General features: G+C 54.7%; 14 protein-coding genes and 3 pseudogenes. 12 read left to right on the top strand and 5 right to left on the bottom strand.

Annotation, left to right across the window (positions count from 1 at the left end):
• Positions 1-259: 259 nt before the first annotated feature.
• From AACY09_RS17935 to AACY09_RS17915, 5 genes are all read left to right on the top strand, one after another.
• Positions 260-2,785: a TonB-dependent receptor gene (locus AACY09_RS17935; RefSeq protein WP_339489937.1), complete on the top strand. Its 2,526-nt coding sequence runs from the start codon at positions 260-262 to the stop codon at positions 2,783-2,785.
• A 101-nt stretch (positions 2,786-2,886) separates the two neighbouring features.
• Positions 2,887-4,824 (top strand): phytase, encoded by a 1,938-nt coding sequence (locus tag AACY09_RS17930; protein WP_339489936.1) that lies wholly within the window; start codon positions 2,887-2,889, stop codon positions 4,822-4,824.
• A 135-nt stretch (positions 4,825-4,959) separates the two neighbouring features.
• Complete coding sequence (gene tolQ, locus AACY09_RS17925) at positions 4,960-5,667, top strand: protein TolQ (RefSeq protein ID WP_339489935.1); 708 nt, start codon at positions 4,960-4,962, stop codon at positions 5,665-5,667.
• Between the two features lie 10 nt (positions 5,668-5,677).
• Positions 5,678-6,121 carry a protein TolR gene (gene tolR / locus AACY09_RS17920; protein ID WP_339489933.1) on the top strand — a complete coding sequence of 148 codons (444 nt, stop codon included), beginning with the start codon at positions 5,678-5,680 and terminating at the stop codon, positions 6,119-6,121.
• Positions 6,118-6,954, top strand: a complete 837-nt coding sequence (locus AACY09_RS17915; protein ID WP_339489931.1) for an energy transducer TonB — start codon at positions 6,118-6,120, stop codon at positions 6,952-6,954. The genes tolR and AACY09_RS17915 overlap by 4 nt, the downstream gene beginning before the upstream one ends.
• A gap of 2 nt (positions 6,955-6,956) precedes the next feature.
• Here AACY09_RS17915 and AACY09_RS17910 read toward each other — a convergent pair.
• The 3 genes and pseudogenes from AACY09_RS17910 to AACY09_RS17900 all read right to left on the bottom strand — a co-directional run.
• A pseudogene (locus AACY09_RS17910) lies at positions 6,957-7,141 on the bottom strand (nucleoside deaminase); the annotation flags it as partial.
• Positions 7,127-7,327, bottom strand: a pseudogene (locus AACY09_RS17905) (purine permease); the annotation flags it as partial. The pseudogenes AACY09_RS17910 and AACY09_RS17905, both read right to left, overlap by 15 nt.
• Before the next feature lie 496 nt (positions 7,328-7,823).
• On the bottom strand, positions 7,824-8,600 hold the full coding sequence (locus AACY09_RS17900; RefSeq protein WP_339489930.1) for an IclR family transcriptional regulator: 777 nt from the start codon (positions 8,598-8,600) through the stop codon (positions 7,824-7,826).
• 160 nt (positions 8,601-8,760) lie between these two features.
• Between AACY09_RS17900 and AACY09_RS17895 the strand changes: the two genes are divergently transcribed.
• The 6 genes from AACY09_RS17895 (at position 8,761) to AACY09_RS17870 (ending at position 12,950) form a co-directional block, all read left to right on the top strand.
• On the top strand, positions 8,761-9,507 hold the full coding sequence (locus tag AACY09_RS17895; protein WP_339489929.1) for an ABC transporter substrate-binding protein: 747 nt from the start codon (positions 8,761-8,763) through the stop codon (positions 9,505-9,507).
• A 60-nt stretch (positions 9,508-9,567) separates the two neighbouring features.
• Positions 9,568-10,224: an amino acid ABC transporter permease gene (locus AACY09_RS17890; protein ID WP_339489928.1), complete on the top strand. Its 657-nt coding sequence runs from the start codon at positions 9,568-9,570 to the stop codon at positions 10,222-10,224.
• Complete coding sequence (locus AACY09_RS17885; protein WP_339489927.1) at positions 10,221-10,967, top strand: amino acid ABC transporter ATP-binding protein; 747 nt, start codon at positions 10,221-10,223, stop codon at positions 10,965-10,967. Before AACY09_RS17890 ends, AACY09_RS17885 begins: the two co-directional genes overlap by 4 nt.
• A complete protein-coding gene (locus AACY09_RS17880) occupies positions 10,964-12,253 on the top strand; it encodes an NAD(P)/FAD-dependent oxidoreductase (RefSeq protein ID WP_339489925.1) in 1,290 nt (429 codons plus the stop codon). Before AACY09_RS17885 ends, AACY09_RS17880 begins: the two co-directional genes overlap by 4 nt.
• 180 nt (positions 12,254-12,433) lie before the next feature.
• Complete coding sequence (locus AACY09_RS17875) at positions 12,434-12,673, top strand: type II toxin-antitoxin system RelB/DinJ family antitoxin (RefSeq protein ID WP_339489924.1); 240 nt, start codon at positions 12,434-12,436, stop codon at positions 12,671-12,673.
• Positions 12,663-12,950: a type II toxin-antitoxin system RelE family toxin gene (locus AACY09_RS17870; protein ID WP_339489923.1), complete on the top strand. Its 288-nt coding sequence runs from the start codon at positions 12,663-12,665 to the stop codon at positions 12,948-12,950. The genes AACY09_RS17875 and AACY09_RS17870 overlap by 11 nt, the downstream gene beginning before the upstream one ends.
• 65 nt (positions 12,951-13,015) lie before the next feature.
• Here the strand turns inward: AACY09_RS17870 and AACY09_RS17865 are convergent.
• A pseudogene (locus tag AACY09_RS17865) lies at positions 13,016-13,569 on the bottom strand (HD domain-containing protein).
• Between the two features lie 319 nt (positions 13,570-13,888).
• Here AACY09_RS17865 and AACY09_RS17860 point away from each other — a divergent pair.
• Positions 13,889-14,800 (top strand): LysR family transcriptional regulator, encoded by a 912-nt coding sequence (locus AACY09_RS17860; RefSeq protein WP_339489922.1) that lies wholly within the window; start codon positions 13,889-13,891, stop codon positions 14,798-14,800.
• A 5-nt stretch (positions 14,801-14,805) separates the two neighbouring features.
• Here AACY09_RS17860 and AACY09_RS17855 read toward each other — a convergent pair whose 3' ends face one another.
• Positions 14,806-15,945, bottom strand: coding sequence for a porin (locus AACY09_RS17855; protein ID WP_339489921.1), 1,140 nt, complete (start codon positions 15,943-15,945; stop codon positions 14,806-14,808).
• Positions 15,946-16,028: the final 83 nt, after the last annotated feature.

The raw sequence follows: 16,028 nt of genomic DNA, 5'->3' as shown, positions 1-16,028 counted from the left end.
GGAGGTCAGATCAGCTCAGTTGTACGCTCAACTTTTTTGCCGGTTTTGTTGGTCGGTGTGTGTGGCTCTGGTGTTGGGTTTACTGAGGGGTCAATTTAGCTCGGCCAAGGCGGGTCATTTTGGCTCAAAACCTTGCCCAAGCACGGCATTTACCGGCTTGAGGCAATTGTCTGTCACCTAACTGTCACGCTGCGCTTCTAGCTTGCGCTGCAGATCGCCGGGCATTGCTCGGTCAGCAGACTTATCTGGGGAGAGCAGTATGCTAAAGCACCAACTCAATGCCCGCCGTGTGGGGTTTCGTGTCAGCGCGCTGGCGTTGGCGGTGGCCTTCACACCGGTTTGGGCCAGCGCGCAGGACAGTACCGAGCACGTAAACGTGGTCGGCCAAGCTGCGAGCCTGGATCAAGCGCTGAAAGAGCAGCGCCGCGCCGAGCAGATTGAGAGTGTGGTGCATGCCGACGGTGTAGCCCAGTTACCGGACCAGAACGCGGCAGAAGCGGTGCAGCGCTTGCCCGGGGTGTCGGTTGAGCGTGATCAAGGCGAAGGTCGATTCGTCAGCGTTCGGGGTTTGGGGCCGGATCTCAACAGTGTGACCATCAACGGCACGCTGGTGCCTTCGCCAGACAGCGATCGCCGCGCCGTTGCGCTCGATGTCTTGCCTGCTGAGCTGGTGCAGTCATTGTCGGTCGTGAAAACCCTGACGCCTGATATGGATGCCAACTCCTTGGGCGGCACCATCGAGGTCGAGAGCTTGTCGGCCTTCGATCATAAAGGGTTGTTCTACACCGGCAGCACTGAGGCCAGCTACGACGACAACACCAATCAAACCAGCCCTAAATTTTCTGGGGCGGTTAGTGATTTATTCAGCCTCGGCGGGGGTGTGGATAACTTCGGTGTGGCCGCAGCCTTTAGTGTCCAGCAGCGTGACTTTGGCTCAGACAACGTCGAAACCGGCGGTGATTGGGATTTCTCCGACGGTGACCGACTGGAGCAGTTTGAACAGCGCGATTATGACATTCGCCGTGAGCGTAGCGGTTTGGGTTTGAACTTCGACTATCGTCCAGACGATTACTCCAGCTATTACCTGCGAACGCTCTACAGCCGCTTCAAAGACACCGAAACCCGCAATGCTGCAGGTGTTGAATTTGCCGACGCACAGCTTGCGGGAGAGAGCGGTGATGCCGAGGGGTGGCGCGAACTGAAAGACCGCGAAGAAACTCAGGAAATTCAATCTTACGTGTTCGGCGCTGAACGCCTGATCGGCCAGTGGACGCTGCAAGGCCAGGCCGGTTACAGCCAAGCTAATCAGGATACGCCGGGGCACATTGGCGGCGCGGTGTTTGAAGGCCTTGATGACTTTGCCGATGCGGGCTTTAGCGACAGTAAAAAGCCGCGGTTGAACATAGGCAATGACTTTTACGACCCGAGCAACTTCGCCCTTGATGAAGTGGAGTGGGCTGAAGAAAACACTGAAGACACCGAGAAGAACATCAAGCTTGACCTGGCCCGCGATTACGACCTGGCTGGCAATGCAGCACGGGTCAAGTTTGGCGGCAAGCTCAGCCGTCGCGACAAGGATAACGACACCAATATCTGGACCTACGAAGACCTGGCCGATTTTGGTTTCAGTGACGATCAACTGAATATGGATCAATTCAGCAAAGGCGATGTTGACTACAGTCTGGGCCGTCTTGGTCCCGGTTTATCTGCTGGCAGAGTCGAGGATTTGATCGCGGGTCTCGACCGCAATGCCTTTTACAACGAAGAAGAGTCGCGCGTGAATGACTTCGAAATGAGCGAAGACATTAACTCTGCGTACTTGATGCATACCCTCGACATCGACGACTTGAGTGTAATTGTCGGTGTTCGCTATGAGGGCACTGAGTTTGAGGCCAAAGGCACTGGCGTGCGCGATGGCGACTATGAAGCCATCAAATCAAACAACAAATACCACAACTGGTTGCCGGGCCTGCACCTGCGTTATCAACTGGACTCAGACACCCAGCTGCGTGGCGCAATCACAAACTCGGTCGTACGACCAACCTTCGGCCAACTGGCCCCAGGTTTCGTCATTGATGGTGATGAAGCCAGCTTTGGTAACCCGGAGCTGGACCCATTGCAGTCGCGTAACTACGACTTCGGTATTGAGCACTATCTGGGCCGCGCAGGGGTGGTGTCGGCCTTTGTGTTCTACAAAGACATCGACGATTTTGTCTACAACGCGGACTTATCGGGCACCGGCACTTGGATAGATTTCTCCGAAGCCAATACCTTTGCTAATGGTGACAGCGCCGATCTGTACGGGCTGGAACTGGCTTACTCGCAAAAATTTGATTGGCTGCCAGCACCCTGGAATGGCTTGCTGGTGGGCGCAAACGCCACGTTCAGCCGCTCCGATGCCTCTATCTCAGGCAATGATCCGGCGACCGGCGGTGCTCGTTCGCGGGATATCGATCTGCCGTTTCAGTCGGACACCATCGGCAACCTGATGCTTGGCTGGGAAGACGACACGCTCAGCCTGCGCTTATCTGCTAACTACAAATCTGACTACTTGTTTGAAGTGGCGAGCATCGACGACAAAGCCCACGACCAGCATGTGGATGATCAGGTATTCGTCGATTTCAGTGCCGGTTACTTTTTGACCAAGGGCCTGCAGGTACGCTTCGAGGCGCAGAACATCACCGACGAAAACTATTACGTCTATACCGGCAACCGCTCCTACAACGGCCAGTACGAAGAGTACGGCCCAACCTACAAACTCGGCCTGACCTACACCAACTTCTGATCTGCGACCCGCCGAATCGCCAAGCCCTCATTGGTGTTGAGCCAGGGCTTGGCGAGGGTGAAGTGTTGCTGCTCGCGCTGCACAAAAGGACAAATCCCATAATGAATTCGCTGTTTACCCGCTCTCTGATATTTGCTGCTTTAGCGCTCGCAGGTTGCGATCAGATACCGTCGCAAACCCATGCTGCAACGACCAGTATGGAGCTTGCCCCATGGAGCAAGCCAATTCAGCTCAAGGCCGAAAGCATAGCTTTTGTTCCGACCGAGGTGGCCGCGGGCACTGATTTACGTATCGCCGCCAGTGAAAAACGTGGCCTGCTGCTACTTGATGACAAGGGCGCTGAACTGGCGCGCCTGCCGGGCAACTACGCCATGCTCGACAGTCGAGTGGCTGGGGATAGCCTGATCGTTGCCAGCACCAATACCGCCACTCAGCAAACCACGTTGGTCGGCCTCGATGTTTCAGCTCGAAAGTGGCAGCAACAGCTGACATTGCCTGCCCGCGATTTCGCTACTGCCGGGTTGTGTTTGTATCGAGATGAGGCCAGTAACCTCTTTGTATTTTTGCTAGGTGAGGAAGGTCGGGGCGAGCAGTGGCTGGTCGGCACCGGCAGCCATTTGAATACCAGCGCCAAACGCGTGCGCCGCTTGCCGCTGCCGCCGCAGGCTGAATACTGTCAGGCTGATGACAGCGCAGACTTGCTCTTCGTTAATGAAGAAAATGTCGGGTTGTGGGCCTATCCAGCTCATCCCGAGGCCGATGTCAGCCGTTTGCCAGTGGATATGCGTGCTCCTTTCGGTAGCCTCAAAGCGGTTGCTGGCGCCATGGCCAGCGTGCCCGGTGGCTTGCTGGCGCTTGATCCATCTTCGCGCGAGTTGCACCTTTATCAGCAACAAGATGAACGCTGGAACGCGGTGACAAGTCTGCCGCTTCCTGGCTTGCAAGAGCCAGAGCGAATAGCCGTTCGGCCTAGCGCAGAAGGGTTGCAGCTCCTGGTGCAGGATGATGCCAGCGGCCAGTTTTATCAGGGGCAACTCAAGTGGCAGGCCAAGCCTGTGACCACCCCATCGGTGCTGCCGAATGTTGCGGCTATACGTCAGACCGAACCTGTTGGGCGTCAGGGCGACGCCGCAGATGACCCTGCTATTTGGGTGCATCCAACCCAGCCGAGTTTGTCGCAAGTACTCGGCACCAATAAGAAGCAAGGCCTGCTGTCTTACGATCTCAATGGCAAGCTGCTGCAAGACCTGCCAGTGGGCCGGTTGAATAACGTCGATGTGCGAAGCAACTTCAACCTAGCTGGCCGTCAGGTTGACCTGGCTGTGGCCAGCAACCGCGATAACAACAGCATCAGTCTGTTCGAGATTGATCGCAGCAGCGGAAAGATCAGCGCTGCCGGTGAGATTCCAACACCGCTAAAGGAAATCTATGGCATTTGCCTGTTTCAGCCTAAGCCCGGTGAGCTGTATGCATTTGCCAACGGCAAGGACGGCAGCTTCCTGCAATACCGCATAAGCGATGCCAACGGCAAGGTCGCCGGGCAATTGGTACGCCGCTTTGCCGTTGCCAGCCAGCCTGAGGGCTGCGTTGCCGATGATCGCCAGCAGCGTCTGTTTCTAGGTGAAGAAGATGTCGGTGTATGGGCTGTGGATGCCCGCGCCAATGGCGCAACAGAACTGACTTCCGTACTGGCGGTGGGCGACGTGCTTAAGGCCGATGTCGAAGGGCTTGGCCTGTACCAGTCCAAGACGCAAGGTTATCTGGTGATTTCCAGCCAGGGCAATGACAGCTATGTGCTGCTTGATGCAGCGCCACCATTCGCCATTCGTGGTGCCATTCGTGTTGGCCTTAACGGTGAGCAGGGCATTGATGGCGCTTCGGAAACAGATGGTCTCGAAGTCACGTCTGCCAACCTTGGCGGCCCGTGGGGGAGCGGCATGTTAGTGGTGCAGGATGGGCGCAAGCGCATGCCCGAGACCACCCAGAATTTCAAATTCGTGCCTTGGAGCGATGTGGCCAAGGCGCTGAAGTTGCAGTGAGTGTCATTAATCGGTAACCGCCATGTAATCCAATGGCCAATATTTCACGGTCCTGATCTCAGCTGTTGTGGCTGAAATCACCGGCAGCCAGCCGCCGCCATACACGCGGTGGCTGTCTATAGCAGGAGCCTCATCATGCAAAACTCTCTTGAACAAATGACAGTATGGAGCCTGATCGGCGACGCCAGTGTGCTGGTCAAACTGGTCATGCTCATTTTGCTGCTTGCCTCAGTGGCCAGCTGGTATCTGATCATCCAGCGCAGTTTGTTACTCGGTCGCTGTGAGCGGTTGCAGAAGAACTTTCTCAAGCGATTTCGCCAACAGAGCGACCTTGCACAGCTGTATCGCGAAGGGGCAGAGCAGGTCGATGGCGATGCGGCGTTGGAATTGATCTTTCGTGCCGGTTACGGCGAGTTCGCCCAATTACAACGTCAGCCCGGCGCCACGCCTGATGCGCTGATTGATGGTGTCGAGCGTGGCCTGTTGGTGGCTATTTCCGAGCAGGATGAGCGTCTGGAAAAGGGGCTGCCATTTCTGGCCACAGTGGGCTCGGTTAGCCCGTACATCGGTCTATTTGGCACAGTCTGGGGAATCATGAATTCATTCATCGGCCTGTCACAAGTGCAGCAGGCGACGTTGTCGACTGTCGCGCCAGGCATTGCAGAGGCATTGATTGCCACCGCAATCGGCTTGTTCGCAGCGATCCCCGCGGTGATTGCTTACAACAGGTTCGCTGCCCGAGTCGCGACCCTTAGTTCGCGCTTCTACGCCTTCGGTAACGAGTTGCAGGGCCGTTTACAGCGCAAATTGCAGTCTGCTCCGAACCTGTCACAAGCAGCCTGAGGAGACCGTTATGCGTAAGCCTCACAGCAAGTACGCGGCCAAGGCCGAGATGAATGTGGTGCCCTATATAGACGTAATGTTGGTGCTGTTGGTGATATTTATGGTCACGGCACCGATGCTCACCCAAGGGGTCAAGGTCGAGTTGCCCAAGGTTGCCGCCGAGGCACTGCCTAGCGATAGTCAGCAACAGGTTCTGACCCTTTCGGTGCAAGCTGACGGTGGCTATTACTGGAACCTCGGCCCGGAGCTGGACATCGACAGCCGTGGCGACAGCGCAGTGGATTTGCCGGAAATGACCCGCAAGGTCGGTGAGTTGCTGGCGGCACGTGGCGACACTCAGGTGTATATCCGCGCCGACGGCGCTGTCGACTACTCACGCGTGGTAGCTGGCATGGCCGCATTGCAGCAGGGTGGGGTGACGAACCTCGGGTTGATTACCGAGGCGCCGCAGTGAGTGCCGTGCTGATGTCGAACCAGAGCTTCAGCCTGTCGCACCTGCCCAGTTGCAGCAGTTGGCGTAATTTTACGGCTGCTGGGGTTGCTGTCGGTATACACGCTTTGGTCGTAGCCCTGCTGCTGGCGCAATGGCCCAGCAGTAAACCTGAAGCGCCCCAAGTGCGCACCTTAACCACCCAATTGATTAGCTTGCCTGCGCCCGCTCCACCGGCTTTGCCTGAGATGATTGCACCACCCCCTGAGCCTGCGTCTGTGGCAGATGTGCCGCCCATAAAACCCGTCGAGCCAATTATCGACGCGACGCCGGAGCCTCAAATCCAGCAGCAAAAACTCGAACAAGCAGCATTGGCCCGCAAGCGTGTGGAAGAGCAACAGCAGCGAGAATTGCAAAAAGCGCAACAACGCGAGCAACAACGCCTTGCCGAACAGCGAAGGCTGGAGCGCCAGCGGCGTGAAGCCCAACAAGCCGAAACCCAACAACGTTTGGCCCAAGAGCAAGCACGTCAGGCGCACGAGGCGGCTGCAGTTGCTGCGCGTCAGGCGGAAGCCGCCGCAGCGGCCAGTCGACAGTACCTGCCGATCGCCAAGGAGGCACCAGACTATCCTGATCGCGCGTTGGATAAAAATATTGAAGGCGACTGCACCGTCAGCTATCGAGTTAATTCCCAAGGCCGGGTTGAGAGTCCAGAGGTGGTCGGTGACTGCCATCCTTTGTTTGTCCGGCCTTCACTGGCTGCTGCGAAAACCTTTCGCTATCAGCCACGGTTGGAGAACGGCAAGGCGGTAGCAGTTGACGGGGTGAAAAATACCTTTCATTACCGTATCGAGTGATCGCCTGCGCACATGCAGCAAGGTTCGGCACTGGTGTACAACGTGCACTGGCCTTGCCATTTTGATCGGCGACCAAGGCTGCAAAAGGGTGCCGGCCGCGTGGCTTGGATTCCTCTGACAGTTGGATGGTTTGACGCAGTAGATCATTATCGAGCTCAGACGCGTTGGCAGGGGTGAGGTTGCCAATAAAACCTGAAAATTTGGCGTAGACCGCCAGCGTGATTGTGATTGTGACTGTTACCAAGCCAAGCAGAAGATTGGCAGGCGAGCCAAAATCATCGGCGCCTAGATTACCACCGTCAAGCCAGATGGCCGCAGCAGGCATCAGTGAGATTCCAATAATGGTAATCAGGCTGCCAATTGGGAAATTGCGTTCCACTTGACCACCCGTTGCATTCCCTCTGACCAGCCAATTGCACTCGTGCCGACCAAGTGTTTGCATTCGACTTGACCATTACAAGGTGCAATGACGATAAGAAAAATGTCGGCCAATAGTGGCCTGTCGCGAAAGGTCGTTTTCAACTCAAAGTCGACCTTCGCCTTCCATAAATAAATCAGTCCCCTTTACTGCTTTACTGGATTTATTCGTAGGTTATGCCTCTAAAACGGCGTATTTACGCAGGTGCTATTTGATTCAAGAGAGTTGAGAGGAGGTTGCTTATTGGTTAGGTCATAAGATGACTTGTTAATTATTCTCAATAAGTCGCCCTGCTGAGACTGCTGGAAGTGTTGCTCAATAAGCGACTCGCCAAGGGAACGCCACAAGTCAGCAGAGGGGTATTGCCGGTTTGGGTAAGGAGATCCGTTTCAGGTTTTTCAAGGCGTGCGTGCAGGCTGGTCGTCATTTAAGTCTGAGTCAGCGACAGTGTTTAGAGGTTGCGGATTGAGGTTCTAATTGCACGCGCACATTCAATGACAGAGGGTGCCAGCTTTTGCTCGGCCTCTTCCAGGCTCCACCTACTGCTCGGAATCACAACGTGGACGGCGGCAACTGGTCGCCCTTGGCTGCTTAGGATCGGCGCGGCGATGCTCATATCACCGAGAAACAATTCTTCTTTGTTCAAGGCATAGCCGCGGCGTTGGGTGAATTCAATTTCCTGCTGAATGTCGGGTATCGACGTAAGCGTGTGGCGGGTGTGTTCCTTGATCTCGCTTGCGTTTAACAACGCGAGTGCTTCTGGCTTAGGCAGGCCGCTTAGGTACGCACGGCCAGAGCCCGTGCAATACATGGGTATGCGGCTGCCGATTGGCATGTGGATCGGAATAAATTTTGGCGCAACAAAACGTGCGACATAAACCATATCGAGCCCGTCCGGCTCCGTTAAATTGGTGGTCTCGCCTGTCGCTTGCGCCAGTTCTGCAAGAAAGGGGTTGGCAACGTCTACGAGTGTGTCGGCGGCTAGGTAGTTGTAGCCGATCTCCATCACCCGAGGCGTTAGTTGGAAGCGTTTCGTCTGAGGGTGCTTACGCACGTAACCGAGCTGTTCCAGTGTGTGAATCATCCGCTGTGCAGAGCTTTTAGTGATTTCTGCGGCGTCGGCTATTTCAGCTAGGTTCATGGTGCGCTGTGCTGCACTGAAGGCGCGGAGAACAGCGAGGCCCTTTTCCAGCGATTGGTTGAATAGTGAGTTGTTATTTTCACTCATGGGAGGCCCTTGATTTTGCGCTTTAAGTATCGATATGCGATATTTATAAATCTCTTTACGATTTTTGTAAATCGTTTATAGTCGAATTATACCTGCTGCCCACAATCAGGTTATCCAAAACGGACTTCAAACAATAAAAGTGTCCTATCGGAGATTCGCTATGAAAAATCGTTTTCGTGCTCTTGCATTGTTCTGTGCGTTCTTAGCCAACTTTGCAATTGCTGATCCTCTCTACAAAGTAGGGGCAACCGCTACCGGCATCCCGTTCACATTTCTCGATGTTAAGAGCCAGACTATCGAGGGCATGATGATTGATGCCGCCCGAGCAGTCGGTAAAGCAGGCGGTTTTGATGTGGAAATTCAACAAACGACGTTTGCTTCGCTGATTCCCTCGCTGACAACAAGCAAAATCGACATCATCTCCGCAGCAATGCTGCGCACGCCCCCGCGGGAGAAAGTGGTTCAGTTCTCTGACCCAGTGTTTAGCTACGGTGAAGGATTGATCGTCAAGGCAGACGACTCGACTGCATACGTGCACATGGAAGATTTAGCAGGCGAAGTGGTTGGAGCTCAGGTCGGGACTGTTTTCATTGATGAGCTGAATAAGCGTGGGATCTTTAAAGAAGTGCGAGGTTATGACTCCATTCCTGATCTCATGCGCGATATTGCACTGGGCCGCGTTAAAGCCGGCTTCGCCGATCACCCGATCCTTGCCTACCAACTCGCTCAAGGCAAGCAGTCAAAGGTCAAGTTGGTGAAGAGCTACGAGCCCGTGGTCATGGGTGACGTTTGCTTGGTCGTGCGTAAGGGCGACACCCAGACCTTGGACCAAGTCAACCGCGGCATCGCAGCCATTAAGGCCGATGGTTCTCTCGAGCAGATTATTAAGAAGTGGAAGCTTAATTAATCACTTTTTGGGCCGTGCTTAGGGCCGGCCCACTTCATTTCTGAATTAACGGGCTCTCTTATGTTCCTCCAGAATGCTCTGGACTTCCTGCCCATTCTTTTGAAAGGGGCGGTCGTCACGCTGCAGGTCACAGCTGGATCTTTCGTGATCAGCTCACTGATAGGGCTCGTTTTTGCACTGATGATGGTGTCAAAAATACGCTCGATTTCGCTTTTGGCCATTGGCGTGGTCAATGTTATTCGTGGGCTACCAATCATTGTTCAGCTGTTCTACATCTATTTTGTGCTGCCCGATTTCGGCATCCAGCTGAGCGCAATGCAAGCCGGCGTGGTTGGCCTCGGGATCGCGTACTCGGCTTACCAAGCAGAGAACTTTCGCGCAGGTATCCAGGCTATTCATCAAGGGCAAATTGAGGCAGCTGAGTCCATTGGAATGCGCGGCGGCATGATTATGCGTCGTGTGGTACTTCCTCAAGCATTTCGCATTGCTTTGCCGCCCTATGGAAACACCCTTGTAATGATGCTCAAGGACTCCTCGTTGGTGTCCACGATCACAGTTGCGGAGATGACTCGCGCAGGTCAGCTAATAGCCTCTTCGACATTCGAGAACATGACCGTGTACACCTTGGTGGCGCTGCTGTATCTGGCAATGAGCTTGCCCTTGTCCTATTCCTTGCGTCGCTTAGAGGCCCGTTTTAATACCCGGAGAAAGTCATGATTGAGATCAAAAGCGTTCATAAAAGCTTTGGTGATGTCACTGTTCTCGAAGGGGTCGATCTCAGCGTTAAAAGTGGCGAGGTTGTTTGTCTGATCGGGCCTTCTGGCTCCGGAAAATCAACATTGTTGCGTTGCATCAATGGGCTTGAAAGCTATGAGAAGGGCGACATTTTAATCAGTGGTGAGCGAGTCGATCGTCACAGTAAATCCATTCACGAACTGCGCACCAAAGTTGCAATGGTCTTCCAGCGATTTAATCTTTTTCCGCACCGTACTGCGCTTCAGAATGTCACCGAAGGGCCTATTTACGTTAAGCATCAGAACCCCCAAGTTGCACTTGAGCGGGCTGAGGCTTTGTTAGAGAAGGTGGGCTTGGCTCATCGCATGAATGCCTACCCGGATGAATTATCGGGTGGTCAGCAACAGCGGGTGGCCATTGCGCGCGCTTTGGCGATGGACCCGCAAGCTATTTTGTTCGATGAACCAACCTCAGCACTCGATCCAGAGTTGGTCGGTGAGGTACTGGCAGTGATGCGCAAACTGGCTGACGAAGGTATGACGATGATCGTCGTCACGCATGAGATGGGTTTCGCTCAGGACGTTGCAGATAAAGTGTGTTTCTTACACAGCGGAACCATTGTTGAGGAGGGGCCCGCAAAGAAGGTGCTCAGCGACCCGCAGCATCCTCGGACTCAAGATTTCCTTCGGCGCATGCTTAACCAAGGTTCTGAGGTCTCAGTATGATGTTGCAGAAATCGCTGCAAATGCCTTCTTCGTTATGGGCCGCCACCGCAACCCAAGCGATTACTGCTCCAGCCTTGGCCGGAGACAGCCACGCCGACGTGGTAATTGTCGGTGCTGGTTATACCGGCTTGGTTACTGCTCTGCACCTAGCCGAGCAGGGCGTCAACGTCTGTGTACTGGATGCCGGTGAGCCGGGCTGGGGTGCGTCAGGGCGTAATGGTGGGCAAGTAATCCCGGGATTAAAGTTTGACCCCGATCAGCTTGTGGCTAAGTACGGTTCGGACCAGGCAGAGGCAATGCTTAGTGCAGCTGGCGGTGCCGCCGATGATGTTTTTCGGCTTATCAGCCAGTATCAAATCAGTTGTGATGCCACTCAGAAAGGCTGGATACAGCCAGCCTATTCGGGGAGCAGCATGAAAGCCATCGAGTCGCGCGCAGAGCAATGGCGGCGTCGTGGTGTGAAGGTTGAACTGCTGGATCGTGATGGCGTGAATTCGCGTATTGGCAGTCAGCATTACCACGGCGGCTGGGTTGATCCGCGTGCGGGTAGCGTACAGCCATTAAGTTATGCGCGGGGATTGGCCGCCGCCGCAGTGCAACATGGGGTCCGTATTTATGGACAGAGCCGAGTCAGGGCAATGCGACGCGAGGGTGGAAAGTGGTCGCTTACAACCAGTCATGGGCCGAAAGTCAGCGCCGATCGGGTAATTCTCGCCACCAATGGCTATACCGATGACCTCTGGCCGGGCCTGCGCCAGACGGTTATTGCTGCCAACAGCTTTATCATTGCGACGAGGCCGCTGAGTCACGAATTACGGCAGAGCATTTTGCCGCAAGGTGAAGTTTGCTCTGATGCCCGGCGCCTGTTGTTATATTTTAAACAGGACGCTCAAGGTCGTTTGCTCCTTGGCGGGCGCGGCCCCTTTTCTGAGCCAAGGCACGACTCTGACTGGGGGCACTTGGAACGCTCTCTAGTGACTTTGTTTCCGCAGCTAGCGGGCACTCTAATCGAATACAGATGGAGTGGACGGGTTGCATTGAACCAAGGCTTCCTACCACAGCTGCATGAGCCTGCTCCGGGCTTGTCGATCTTGCTGGGTTACAACGGCCGGGGAATAGCGTTATCGACTGCTCTGGGTAAGCACTTGGCGGCAAGAGTGTCAGGCTTAAGCAATCACTTTCCGTTCCCAGTAACAGCCATGCGTTCAATCCCACTGCATGGATTGCAACGCCTCTACTTGGGCGCTGGTATTGCTTATTACCGCTTGCTTGATGCGCTGCGCTGAGGTGCTGAATGCTATGAATATTACCGGGCTCAATTTACGATTAGGCGGTGGCATCCCCGCTCAGCGTGACGTTAAGCCATGCGCACACTGCTGTCCCGTCCTGATTAAGGTTTACTGTACTTGAATAATGGGTCCTGCTATGCCAATGTAAAGACATATGTCTTTACAGGAGTCTTAGCCATGGCCTCGATCAATGTCCGTGTGGATGATGACCTCAAAACCCGCGCTTATCGCGAACTAGAGCGTTTGGGTGTGACACCGTCTGAACTCATGCGCCAAGCCTTGCAGTACGTCGCTGACCGCGGGCAGCTTCCCTTCCGACCTGTCCTCATGACAGAAGAAGATGAAATCCTCATAAACACTGTACGCGAGCGATTGGCTTCACCTCAGCGCGTTAAGGTGACGCTGGGTGACCTTTAGCCTTGAGTTTGACCAGCGCGCACTGAAGGAGTGGCAAAAACTGGGAGACACGGTTCGACAACAATTCAAGAAAAAGCTGGCGGCGATCCTGAAAAGCCCACGTATCGAGGCCAACCGCTTACGCGAGCTGCCAGATTGCTACAAAGTAAAGCTGCGTAGCGCGGGCTATCGCCTTGTCTACCAGGTCATAGACCAAGAGGTTGTGGTGTTCGTAGTTGCTATCGATAAACGTGAGAATGAAGCCGTGTATCAAAAAGCATCCGAGCGGCTCAAATGAAGCTTGATCACCACGGCGAGGCGAGCGCATCAAAGCGTTCGTTTGCCCGAAATCGAATCGCCCAGTTAGTGACTGTCTCTCGTGGCAAAAAACTCACTGACATGCTTGCGTGCGACCTCCCAGAGTGCCGGTGAACCTCGGGCGATCGTTGGGCCGTAGCGTTCAATTACCTGTTGCTGGCTGACACCATTTTCGCTCCATGTGCCCCCTTCTGACAGGGTATTGATCAGCAAAGGCTGTAACCGATCCAGTGCTTTTGCAAAGATCGCTTCGGGGGTTTGCGCCACTTCAAATTCGCGCCAGAGTTCCAGCATTTCGCGGCCACTGGCGTCTGGTAGTAGCCCAAAATTCGCTCTGCGGCTTGTTGTTCTGCGTGTGCAATCAGCGCACTGGGCTCGCTGCTTGAATGTATCGGGTGATCACCCGCGTCTATCTCGACGATGTCATGAACCATCAGCAGTTTGATCACATGCAGCGTATCGACTTTCTCCTGCGCGTGGGCTGAAAGGACGAGGGCAAACATGCTCAGGTGCCAGGAGTGTTCCGCCGAGTTTTCTTTGCGGCTCTGATTGATCAGTGGCGATTGGCGCAGCACTGACTTCAACTTATCCAGCTCCATAAGAAAGGCCAGCTGTTGGGCGATCTGATCAGTGGGCAAAGCTGTCATGGATTGCGCTCCTGGAGTCCGGGAAAGACCGCGTTGTGACGGCGTAATTGTTCAGCAGGCAGGCTCGTGATCATAGCTAATTGCAGGTGATGTTCCGCTCGGCGACTAGTCTCGCATGTTTGCATTTATGACTTGGTTTTGATCCCGTTTTTTTCGGTAAAACCGCCGTCCATACTGTGCATAAGCCACTATCTACACCACCGAGAACGGTTTGCTTTTGCTCTGCGCCTATGGTTAATTCCAGCGCTTGATTAGGCGGGGGCGAGCAGGGATGAAACTTCATCAACTTAAGGCGCTGGTGGCGATTCACCAGTCTGGAAGTATTCAGGAAGCCTCTAAAGTCATGCACATTACCCAGCCCGCATTGAGCCGCTCTATCAAAGAGTTGGAGCGAGAGTTGGGCTTTGGCCTGCTTCAGCGTTCATACAAGGGAATGTCGCTGACTGAGGAAGGGCGGCGGGTGATTCGGCATGCCAATCTGGTTGTGGAAAGCATCCGGCGCTTACAGGTGGACGCCGCGCATATCCAAGATGCCACGGTCGGACAAGTGGCGATTGGGGTCACCTCGTTAACGGCAATGCTCGAAGGTCTGGATGAAGCCATACTGGCGATCCGCCGCAAATTCCCGCGGTTAACCATCAGCATCACTGACCTGCGCCCGAATCAGATACTGCAACGCCTACGTGATGGCTCACTGGACTTTGCCGTTACCTCCCAGCAACCCCTAAGCCGGCTGAATCTGGATTGGGAAGCCTTGGGCAGCGTCAAAGGATTGGTGGTTTGCCATAAAAGTAATCAGCACAAGTTCTCGCGCTCGCTACGTTCCTTGCAATACGCCAACTGGATTAGCCTGGACGAACTGGACGAACCCGCGTCGCAGTTTCACCAGTTGTTCGAGGTCAACGATGTGCGACGCCCGCAGAGCGCGATTGAGTGCACATCAATCATGCTGGCGCTGAACCTGATCAGAAACACCGAGTCGCTGATGACCATCAGCGAGTTGGCGGTCAAGGATTTCAACCGTTATCCACAGGGTGAAGATTTGGCTCAAGTGGAAATCCAGGAGCTCATTCCGGACTACCCGATCAATCTGGTGTGCATCGACCGGCATAGCCTTACCGCGCCCGCAGAAGAGCTATATCAAGAGATGAAAGCTCGGTTGTTTGCGCCAGAGCAGGTTTGATTTGATCAGAAGTGGTAATACATACCCAGCATCAGGTTTTGCGGGTCATCGCCGGGCTGGTCAACGGGTGTACCGGCATAGCTGAGCGATGATTGGCTTTGGTTGCTGACCATGCCGATGCGTCCATAAACCGCCCACTGCGGTGTGAAAAAGTGATCATAGCCGAGCATGATTCCGGTCGCGTCCTTGCTGCCGAACTCGACTTCTCGCTGGACCAGCACCATCCGCGCCACATCGGCTTTGCCCACCGGCATCATCAAACCCAGGGTATAAGCGGTCATGCTCGGAGAACCACTCTCGTCGACATCCTGGCGTTGCCACGTGAAGCTGGACGACAGCGGCCCAAAGTCATAAAACGCCGATAGGCTTTTGTAGTCATTGCGGGTTTGTTTACGGTGTCCGGCGTCCTCCCAGGGGTCGCTGTAATATTGGTTGTAAGAGGCCAGAAGGATGGTGCGGCTGCTGTTGTATTGCAGCTTCATCCCACGACCGCGCACGGTTTTGCCGGCGCTGGCGACATCATCGAAGCCGAAGGTCAGTGCTGTACCGACGGTCAACCCATTAAAGCTTGGCGTGGTGTAGGCCAAGGTATGCTTGGGACGCAGGTCGAGATAATAGGCGCCTTTGCCCGCTGCTGGCGTAGTCAGATAGGTGTAGGGCGAGCCATAGACGGCCAAAAACGGATCGGCATACGTTGGCGTGCCCATGCCGTAGGTCTTGCCTGCTTCTAACTTGCCATATTGCCTGGAGCGTAAAGCGACGACGGCCAAGCGCAATGCGCCAACATCTCTCCAGGTGCCGTCGAGCGCCTCACCATTGAGGTTGAAGCCTTCTTCGAGGTCGACTTCAACCACAGTGTCTGGAGCTAGAGACGTGCGCGAATAGACGCCGAGCTTGTTGGTCCATGCGCCGCCGCCTTCGACTTTATAGCCTGAATGATGATCAGAGTCGTGGTAGCTGGCGAATGCATCCACGCTGCCGTAAACCTTGAACATATCGTCGTAGCCATTGTTGACGCCGTAGTAACCGAAGCCTGAAGCAATTCTGCTGATTGCCGGAAAGCCATCCGCGTGGGCAACTGGCGCCAGCCCCGCACCTTGAAGCAGCAGAACCAGTGAAGCTGTGCCGGCATAAGTTCTGATCATTGTGTCGTCCTTTTCGCGAAAACTGGGTTCACCCCTAGAGTCGGTGAACATTTCGCCAAGGACGTAATTGTTTATTTGCTCAT

The sequence above is a fragment of the Pseudomonas sp. EL_65y_Pfl2_R95 genome, from assembly GCF_963971045.1.
In the GTDB taxonomy this organism is placed as follows: domain Bacteria; phylum Pseudomonadota; class Gammaproteobacteria; order Pseudomonadales; family Pseudomonadaceae; genus Aquipseudomonas.
The sequence above is the reverse complement of the archived record's forward strand: the minus strand, read 5'-3'. Positions and strand labels throughout refer to the sequence as shown.

What these genes read in the sequence shown, in the direction of transcription:
- AACY09_RS17930 (WP_339489936.1), top strand. Translation starts at nt 2,887, where the DNA reads ATGAATTCGCTGTTTACCCGCTCTCTGATATTTGCTGCTTTAGCGCTC.
- tolR (WP_339489933.1), top strand. Translation starts at nt 5,678, where the DNA reads ATGCGTAAGCCTCACAGCAAGTACGCGGCCAAGGCCGAGATGAATGTG.
- AACY09_RS17895 (WP_339489929.1), top strand. Translation starts at nt 8,761, where the DNA reads ATGAAAAATCGTTTTCGTGCTCTTGCATTGTTCTGTGCGTTCTTAGCC.
- AACY09_RS17885 (WP_339489927.1), top strand. Translation starts at nt 10,221, where the DNA reads ATGATTGAGATCAAAAGCGTTCATAAAAGCTTTGGTGATGTCACTGTT.
- AACY09_RS17890 (WP_339489928.1), top strand. Translation starts at nt 9,568, where the DNA reads ATGTTCCTCCAGAATGCTCTGGACTTCCTGCCCATTCTTTTGAAAGGG.
- AACY09_RS17880 (WP_339489925.1), top strand. Translation starts at nt 10,964, where the DNA reads ATGATGTTGCAGAAATCGCTGCAAATGCCTTCTTCGTTATGGGCCGCC.
- AACY09_RS17875 (WP_339489924.1), top strand. Translation starts at nt 12,434, where the DNA reads ATGGCCTCGATCAATGTCCGTGTGGATGATGACCTCAAAACCCGCGCT.
- AACY09_RS17900 (WP_339489930.1), bottom strand. Translation starts at nt 8,600, where the DNA reads ATGAGTGAAAATAACAACTCACTATTCAACCAATCGCTGGAAAAGGGC.
- AACY09_RS17855 (WP_339489921.1), bottom strand. Translation starts at nt 15,945, where the DNA reads ATGATCAGAACTTATGCCGGCACAGCTTCACTGGTTCTGCTGCTTCAA.
- AACY09_RS17935 (WP_339489937.1), top strand. Translation starts at nt 260, where the DNA reads ATGCTAAAGCACCAACTCAATGCCCGCCGTGTGGGGTTTCGTGTCAGC.
- AACY09_RS17860 (WP_339489922.1), top strand. Translation starts at nt 13,889, where the DNA reads ATGAAACTTCATCAACTTAAGGCGCTGGTGGCGATTCACCAGTCTGGA.
- tolQ (WP_339489935.1), top strand. Translation starts at nt 4,960, where the DNA reads ATGCAAAACTCTCTTGAACAAATGACAGTATGGAGCCTGATCGGCGAC.